Origin of the sequence: Corynebacterium sp. (assembly GCF_012837295.1) — a bacterium.
GTDB lineage: Bacteria > Actinomycetota > Actinomycetes > Mycobacteriales > Mycobacteriaceae > Corynebacterium.
Genome location: NZ_DURI01000271.1, coordinates 1 through 6,923, shown reverse-complemented (window position 1 = coordinate 6,923; position 6,923 = coordinate 1). Strand labels below are relative to the sequence as shown.

7 protein-coding genes are annotated in these 6,923 nt (G+C 72.1%); 4 read left to right on the top strand and 3 right to left on the bottom strand.

Translation table 11 applies throughout. The features are described 5' to 3' along the window. Positions 1-198 (bottom strand): FAD-dependent oxidoreductase (locus tag GX015_RS08975; protein ID WP_291344503.1); only part of this gene is annotated, 198 nt, incomplete at its 3' end. Then, a complete protein-coding gene (gene thiE / locus GX015_RS08970; protein WP_291344501.1) occupies positions 195-920 on the bottom strand; it encodes a thiamine phosphate synthase in 726 nt (241 codons plus the stop codon). The genes GX015_RS08975 and thiE, both read right to left, overlap by 4 nt. Before the next feature lie 32 nt (positions 921-952). Here thiE and GX015_RS08965 point away from each other — a divergent pair, with 32 nt between their 5' ends. Beyond that, positions 953-1,267, top strand: coding sequence for a hypothetical protein (locus GX015_RS08965; RefSeq protein ID WP_291344499.1), 315 nt, complete (start codon positions 953-955; stop codon positions 1,265-1,267). Between the two features lie 2 nt (positions 1,268-1,269). On the opposite strand, the gene GX015_RS08960 is transcribed toward GX015_RS08965, so the two are convergent. Beyond that, positions 1,270-1,773 carry an NUDIX domain-containing protein gene (locus tag GX015_RS08960; RefSeq protein WP_291344497.1) on the bottom strand — a complete coding sequence of 168 codons (504 nt, stop codon included), beginning with the start codon at positions 1,771-1,773 and terminating at the stop codon, positions 1,270-1,272. Positions 1,774-1,906: 133 nt separating this feature from the next. On the opposite strand from GX015_RS08960, the gene GX015_RS08955 reads away from it, so the two are divergent. Genes GX015_RS08955 through GX015_RS08945 form a run of 3 tightly spaced genes read left to right on the top strand, consistent with a single transcriptional unit; the run spans position 1,907 to position 6,776 of the window. Then, positions 1,907-3,442 carry a hypothetical protein gene (locus GX015_RS08955; RefSeq protein WP_291344495.1) on the top strand — a complete coding sequence of 512 codons (1,536 nt, stop codon included), beginning with the start codon at positions 1,907-1,909 and terminating at the stop codon, positions 3,440-3,442. Next, positions 3,442-4,449: a glutamate ABC transporter substrate-binding protein gene (locus GX015_RS08950; RefSeq protein ID WP_162986238.1), complete on the top strand. Its 1,008-nt coding sequence runs from the start codon at positions 3,442-3,444 to the stop codon at positions 4,447-4,449. The genes GX015_RS08955 and GX015_RS08950 overlap by 1 nt, the downstream gene beginning before the upstream one ends. A gap of 5 nt (positions 4,450-4,454) precedes the next feature. Further along, on the top strand, positions 4,455-6,776 hold the full coding sequence (locus GX015_RS08945) for a serine/threonine protein kinase (protein WP_291344505.1): 2,322 nt from the start codon (positions 4,455-4,457) through the stop codon (positions 6,774-6,776). The last annotated feature ends 147 nt before the right edge of the window (positions 6,777-6,923 follow it).

The following is a 6,923-nucleotide window of genomic DNA, read 5'->3' as shown; positions in this document are numbered from 1 at the left end:
GTGGAGCATGACCTCCTCCCCCGGCCACGCCTCCGTGTACGCGCCGAACATGCCGCCGGCCACCCAGCTCGGGCCGACCGCGGCGCTCGGCGCGTGGATGCTCACGCGGTGCCCGGCGTGCGCCAGCCGGAACGCGGTGACCAGCCCGATGACTCCGGCGCCGACGACCGCGACATGGGACGTGGTGCGCGCGCTCATGCCCCCACCGCCGCCCGCAGCGCCTCGACGTTCGCCCGCAGCTGGTCATCGTCGGTCGCGCCCGTCAGTGCGCGCACCACGACGAGCTTCGAGGCGCCCGCCGCCGCGACCTCCTCGGCATTGGCGGGGTCGATTCCGCCGATGGCGAAGAATGGGTGCGCGTGGGCGTCGCCACGCACAACGCCCGCCGCATGCCGGACCAGGTCCAACCCCGCGGCCGGGCGACCCGGCTTGGTCGGGGTGGCCCACACCGGGCCGGTGCAGAAGTAGTCGAGATCCGGATCGACCGCGGCGTCATCGACCTGGTCCGGAGTGTTGCAGGACTTGCCCAGCAGCATGTCCGGGCCGATGAGCTCGCGCGCGACGGCGACCGGCAGATCCTTCTGGCCCGTGTGCAGGACGTCCGCGCGGGCGGCGATGGCGATGTCCGCACGATCGTTGACGGCCAGGAGCTTGCCGTGGGCGTCGGCGACCTCGCGCAGGACGGCCAGCGCCGCGAGCTCCTCCGCGGCCTCCATCGTCCCCAGCTCCCGCTCGCCGGCCGAGCCCTTGTCGCGCAACTGGATGATGTCCACCCCGGCCGCCAGGGCCGCATCCGCGAAACGCGCCAGCTCCCCGAACCCCGGATCGATGTGGCGGCGGGCGTCCATGACCAGGTAGAGGGCGGCGCCGGCCAGCGCCGACCGACGATTGGCCCGGCCTTCCGGAACATTGTTCAACATGCGCCCAGGGTAGCGCGGATACGCTGGAGGGCATGGACATGAAGTTGAAGAAGGCAGAAGACGTGCAGACCGCCCCGCTCATCGCGACGGGCCTCATCGGCGGGTGGCTCACCGCCCGCGAAACCGGCATCCGCCCGCTCGGCGGCGTCATCCTCGCGGCGGCCGGCATCTACTCGGCCCGAACCTGGTACGCCCGCAAGGGCCCGCTGGCCACCGCCGGACTGCTCGGCGCGTACATCGGCGCCTTCGGCGCGTCCCACCCGGCCGCGAAGAAGATCGGCGCCTGGCCCGCCGTGCTGTCCGTCACCGCCGTGGCCGCGGGACTGGCCGCAATCGCGGATCAGTAGGTTCAGCGCTCCCCGCGCAGCAGCTCCTCCGCCCGGCGGCGCACTCCGGGCCACGACTCCGCGAACGCGGGCAGCAGCTCGAGCTCGGTGACCTCATCGAAGGGAACCCACCGCAGCTCGAGCGATTCGGCGTTGGGGAAGGTCTCCAGCGGGCCGTCGGCAAGCGCATAGACGGTGGTGTAGGTCCAGTCGCCGGCGAGTTCCGGGCGTTCGGGGTCGGCGGGGAACGGCCCGGCGGTGACCTCGGAATCGAGGACGCGGACCTGGCCGGCGGTGATCCCCGTCTCCTCCTCCGACTCGCGGAGCGCGGCCTCGGCGGCGGTCTCGTGGGAGTCGCGGGCGCCGCCCGGCACTCCCCACGTCAACGGGCACGACGTCCATTCGGCGCGGTGCTGCATGAGCACGCGCCCGTCGGGGGTGAGCAGGAGCAGCCCCGCGGCGCCCAGTTTCCCCCACAATCGGGAGCCGTCGGGCCCGGCGGCCCAGCCATTGCCGTCGTGAAGCATGGGTCCAGCGTACGCGGTCGCCGATTTTCCACATGCCTGTGGTTTGCCTCACATGTCAACGGGACTAACATCTGTAACAGAGTCACCCCGCGCTCGCGGGGGCCGGATCTGCACCGACGGGAGGCGACGCGAAATGGCCGCAGATGCCGCCGACGTCCGGCGCCGACCCCGCAGAACGCGCTTCACGGGCCGCCGCGCCCCGGGCGGATCCGGGCTCGATTCGACGCCGGAGCCGACGCCGCAGCGCACCTCCGGCGACCCGGTGTGGATCCTGCCGGCGATGTACCCGCCGCCCGCCCCGAAAAAGCCGCAGGACGAGCGCGACCCCGACGAGCGCGTCGACGATCTCGAACTCGGCGGCGGCACGACCACGTTCGGGTCGATCCTGGGCGAGCGGATGGCGCCGGCGCTGGAGTTCCCCAAGCGCACGATGTCCTTCGTGCTCACCTCCCCGGGCCGGCTGACGCTGGCGGCGGTGGTGCTCATCATCGCGATCCTGGCGGCGGGCCTGTCCATGTCGCAGTCGACGAGCAACCGCCAGCAGCAGTTGGCCACGGTGTCGTCGGCGTCGGAGCCGCAGGCGAATGCGGCGCAGAACCTGTATTCGGCGCTGACCATCGCCGACGCCTCGGCGAACACGTCCTTCAGTCGCGGCGGCCTGGGGAGTGCACCGCAGCTCAGGCAGCGTTACGACGACGCCATCGCCCAGGCCACGCTGGCCGGCACGCGCGCCGCGGCGGGGATCACGGAGGTCGACGGCGAGTCGATGCGCAACATCGCCACGGTGCAGCGGTTGATCCCGGTGTACACGGGCCTGGTGGAGTCGGCCCGCGCGAATGCGCGGCAGGGCCATCCGGTGGGCGTGGCGTATCTGGCGGAGGCCTCGGGGCTCATGCGGTCGGAGATCCTGCCCGCCGCGGCGGCGCTGTACGAGGACACGAGCCGGTCGGTGGCCGAGGACCGCGCGAAACTCACGGGGCTGCCGTGGGTGCCGTTGTCGGGCCTGCTGGCGGCGGTGCTCATGCTGCTGTTCGTCCAGTGGCGGCTGACCCGGCGCACGGGGCGGCTGTTCAACACGGGGCTCACGGCCGCGACGGCGCTCATGGTCGTCGCGCTGTTGGCCGTATCGCTGGCGACGACGCTGTCCTGGCGCGGGACCGCCTCCTTCGGCGGTTCGTATTTGCCGGTGCAGACGCTCACCGAAGCGCGCATCACCGCGCAGCAGGCGCGCGCCTCGGAGACGCTCGCCCTGGTGCGCCGCCAGCCGGGCGAGGTCGCGGCGTTCGACACCGACGCGGAGAAGATCCGCGCCCTCATCGACGATTCCGGCGAAGCCGGCGACGCCGCCGGGCAGGCCGGCGACGCCCTCCAGGAATGGCGCCGGGGCCACGCCGAGATGAGGGCACGCCTGGACCGCGGCGACTACCAGGGCGCGGTGGAGGCGGCGACCGTGGAGGGGGCGCGGCCGCACTCCTCGGCCGACGCCTTCGGCCGGCTCGACTCGGCGCTGCAGACCGCCATCGCGGAAGCGCGCCTGGATCTGCGCGCCGAGATCGAGGATGCCCGCCAGGCCTCCGCCGCACTGTCGGCGCTGGTCGTCCTGCTGTCCATCGCGGCGACCATCTGCGTCGTCGTCGGCTTCCGGCACCGGCTGCTGGAGTACCTGTGATGCGCACGATCCGCCGCCTCGCCACCGCGCTGACCGTCTCCGCGGCCCTCGCCCTCGCCGCCTGCGCCCCGCAGGCCCCGCTCGTCGACGACCCGTTCAACGAGATCATCCAGAACGCCGATGGCGCCGCGCCGCTGCCGCCGGAGGCCCGCTACGAGCCGGCGGACTCGCGCCCCCCGAACTTGCCCAATGGCGAGGCCGCCGAGCCATCGTCGGCTCCGGCCACCGGCCCCGCCGAGGACCGCATCCCCGACATCGTCGAACGCGAGCGCATCATCATCGGCGTCGACCAGTCGCTGAACCTGCTGGGTTTCCGCGATTCCTCCACCGGCGAGCTCGCCGGATTCGAGGTCGCCCTCTCCCAGGAGATCGCCCGGGACATCTTCGGCGACCCGGACGCCGTGGAGTTCCGCTACGTCGACTCCACGGAACGCATCGACGCCCTGCGCACCGGCCGCGTCGACGCGATCGTCCGCACGATGTCCGTGACCCCCGACCGCGAGGCCGCCGTCGACTTCTCCGCGCCGTACCTCACCGCTCGGGCGGGGATCCTCGTCCCCGCGTCCGACTCCGAAAACCAGGAGGGCGCCATTTCCACGTCCGAGGATCTCAACGGCCGCCGCGTGTGCGTCGCCGCCGACTCGACGCCGGAGGAGATCGTCCGCTCCGAGGCGCCCGGCGCCACCCTGTTGCTGGTGCGCAGCTGGTCCGACTGCCTGGTCGCCCTGCAGCAGCACCAGGCCGACGCCGTGGTCTCCGACGACACCATCCTCGCGGGCATCAACGACCAGGACCCCGCCACCACCATCGTCCGCCGGGGGCTGAGCACGGAGAACTACGCGGTCGGCGTCAAGGAGGGCGACGACGGCCTGGCGTCGCAGATCAACCTGACCATGGAACGCATCCGCTCCGACGGCACGTGGCAGCAGCTCTACGACACGTGGCTGGGCGCGTTCCTGCCCGGCGGCTACCAGCCCGAGGGCGTCTACGAGGAGGTGTCGCCGTGACCGGGATCCCCGACGAAACCGCGCCGGCCACCGAGGCCGTCGCCTACGATCCCTTCGCCGACGATTCGGAGCCCGGCACCGTCGCCACGCCGTTCGATCCGTTCGCGGACGACGACGGTGCAGACGGCCCGTCGCCAAGCAGCCCGGCGCCCGCCGTCGACCCGTCCGCGGAGTCGCACCGCCGGGCCCTGGACACCTTCCGCGAACGCCGGAGCCGCGCCCGCCAGGGCCGCACCGTCGCCGACGGCATGGTGCAGCTGCCGTTCATCCCCCCGACCAACCCGCGCGACGCGGTGATGGCGCCGGAGAAAGTCGCCGCCACCGGCAAGCCCACCCCGACCCTCAACCCGGGCGATCTGGTCGCCGGGCAGTACGAGATCGCCGGCCCCATCGCCCACGGCGGCCTCGGCTGGATCTACCTGGCGCAGGACCACAACGTGTCGGACCGGTGGGTCGTGCTCAAGGGCATGATGGCGTCGTCCAACGAGCGCGACCTCGCCGTCGTGCAGGCCGAGCGCGAGTTCCTGGCGGAGATCACGCACCCGGGGATCGTGAAGATCATCAACTTCATCGAGCCCACCGAGGCCGACACCGGGTTCATCGTCATGGAGTACGTCGGCGGCCCGTCGCTGCGGCAGCGCAAGCGCGCCCAGCCCGACGGCATCATGCCCGTCGACGTCGCCGTCGGCTACGTCCTCGAGGTCCTGCCGGCCATGGACTACCTGCATTCGCGCGGCGTGGTCTACAACGACCTCAAGCCGGACAACGTTTTGCTCACGGAGGACCAGGTCAAGCTCATCGACGTCGGCGCGGTCACCGGCATCGGCGCCTACGGCCACATCTACGGCACGCCCGGTTTCCAGGCCCCGGAGGTCGGCCGCACGGGCCCGACGGTGGCGTCGGACATCTACACCGTGGGCCGGACGCTGGCGTCGCTGATCACGGAGCTGCCCTCGACGAACGGCGTCTACGACCCCGGGCTGCCCACCCCGATGGAGGAGCCCCTGTTCCGCCGGTACCTGTCGCTGTACCGGCTGCTGCTGCGCGCCTGCGACGAGGACCCGGACGCCCGCTTCACCAGCGCCGACGAGATGGCCATCCAGCTCACCGGCGTGCTGCGCGAGCTGCTGGCGGTGCGCGACGGCGTGCAGTACCCGCACATCGGCACCCTGTTTTCCCCGCAGCGTTCGACGTACGGCACGAAGCACCGGGTGTTCCGCACCGACCAGCTCGTCGACGGCATCGCCCGCGACGTGACCATCACGCCGCAGGAGATCACCGCCGCACTGCCGGTGCCGCTGGTCGACCCGACGGACCCGGGCGCGCGGCTGCTGTCGGCGTCGTCGTTCACGGAGCCGGGCGAGCTCATCGACACCCTCACCGCGGCGCTGCAGAACCCGGAGAATTCCGCGTCGGTGGAGATCCCCCTGGCCATCGTCCGCGCCCAGCTGGACATCGGTTCCACGGAGGAGGCCCGCGACGGCCTGCGTGCGGCTCCCCCGCGCCTGCGCCGCGACTGGCGGTGGGGCTGGTACGCGGGGGTCACGGAATTGCTTCTCGACGACTACGACTCGGCCCTGGAGTCCTTCAACCGCGTCCTGGCCATGCTGCCGGGAGAGCCGGCGCCGAAACTGGCGCTGGCGGCGACGCTGGAGCTGCTGCAGCAGCGGGCGGGGATCTCCCGCCAGCAGGTGCTCGACCCCGTGACGGCGCGGGCGACGGCGAATCTGGACCAGCAGTTGGAGGACATCCCCGAGTCGATGCTGCGCCACCTCACGGAGACGTGGACCGCCAACGCCACCGACGCGGCGTCGATGCGCTTTCACGCGACCCGCCTGTACGCGATGGTGTGGGCGACGAACCCGACGACGGTGTCCTCGGCGTTCGGCCTGGCCCGCCAGCTGACGGTGGAGGGCCAGCAGGAGATGGCCATTTCGATGCTCGACCGGGTGCCCGCGGCGTCGCGCCACCACCGGCTGGCGAAGCTGACCACCATCCTGTTGCTGACCTCGGGCGCCCCGGAGTCGCTGACGGAGTCGCGCATCCGCCGCGCCGCCCGCCGCCTGGTGGAGTTGCCGACCAACGAGCCCCGTCTGGAGCAGCTGCGCATCGCCGTGATGGTGGCGGCCCTGAATTGGCTCCGGGCCAGCGGTTTGGACCACGCGGCGAGCAGGAACGAGCTTTTCGACGTCCCGTTCACCGTCGCCGGTCTGCGCGCCGGATTGGAGACCGGCCTGAGGCAGCTGGCCAGGTCATCGCCGTTCCCCCGCCATCGCTACCATCTGGTCGACATGGCGAACCTCATCCGCCCCCGCACCTGGCGCTGATCGGACACCCCCGGGCGGCTGTACGGCTTTCACCATGCGCGACGGCCCAGTACAGTGCCGTTCATGACCGGAAAGCACCGCAAGCCCTCCCGCCTCCGCCGCGTGGCGCGCACCGCCGCGCCCCTGGCCGTCATCGCCGGCCTCGGC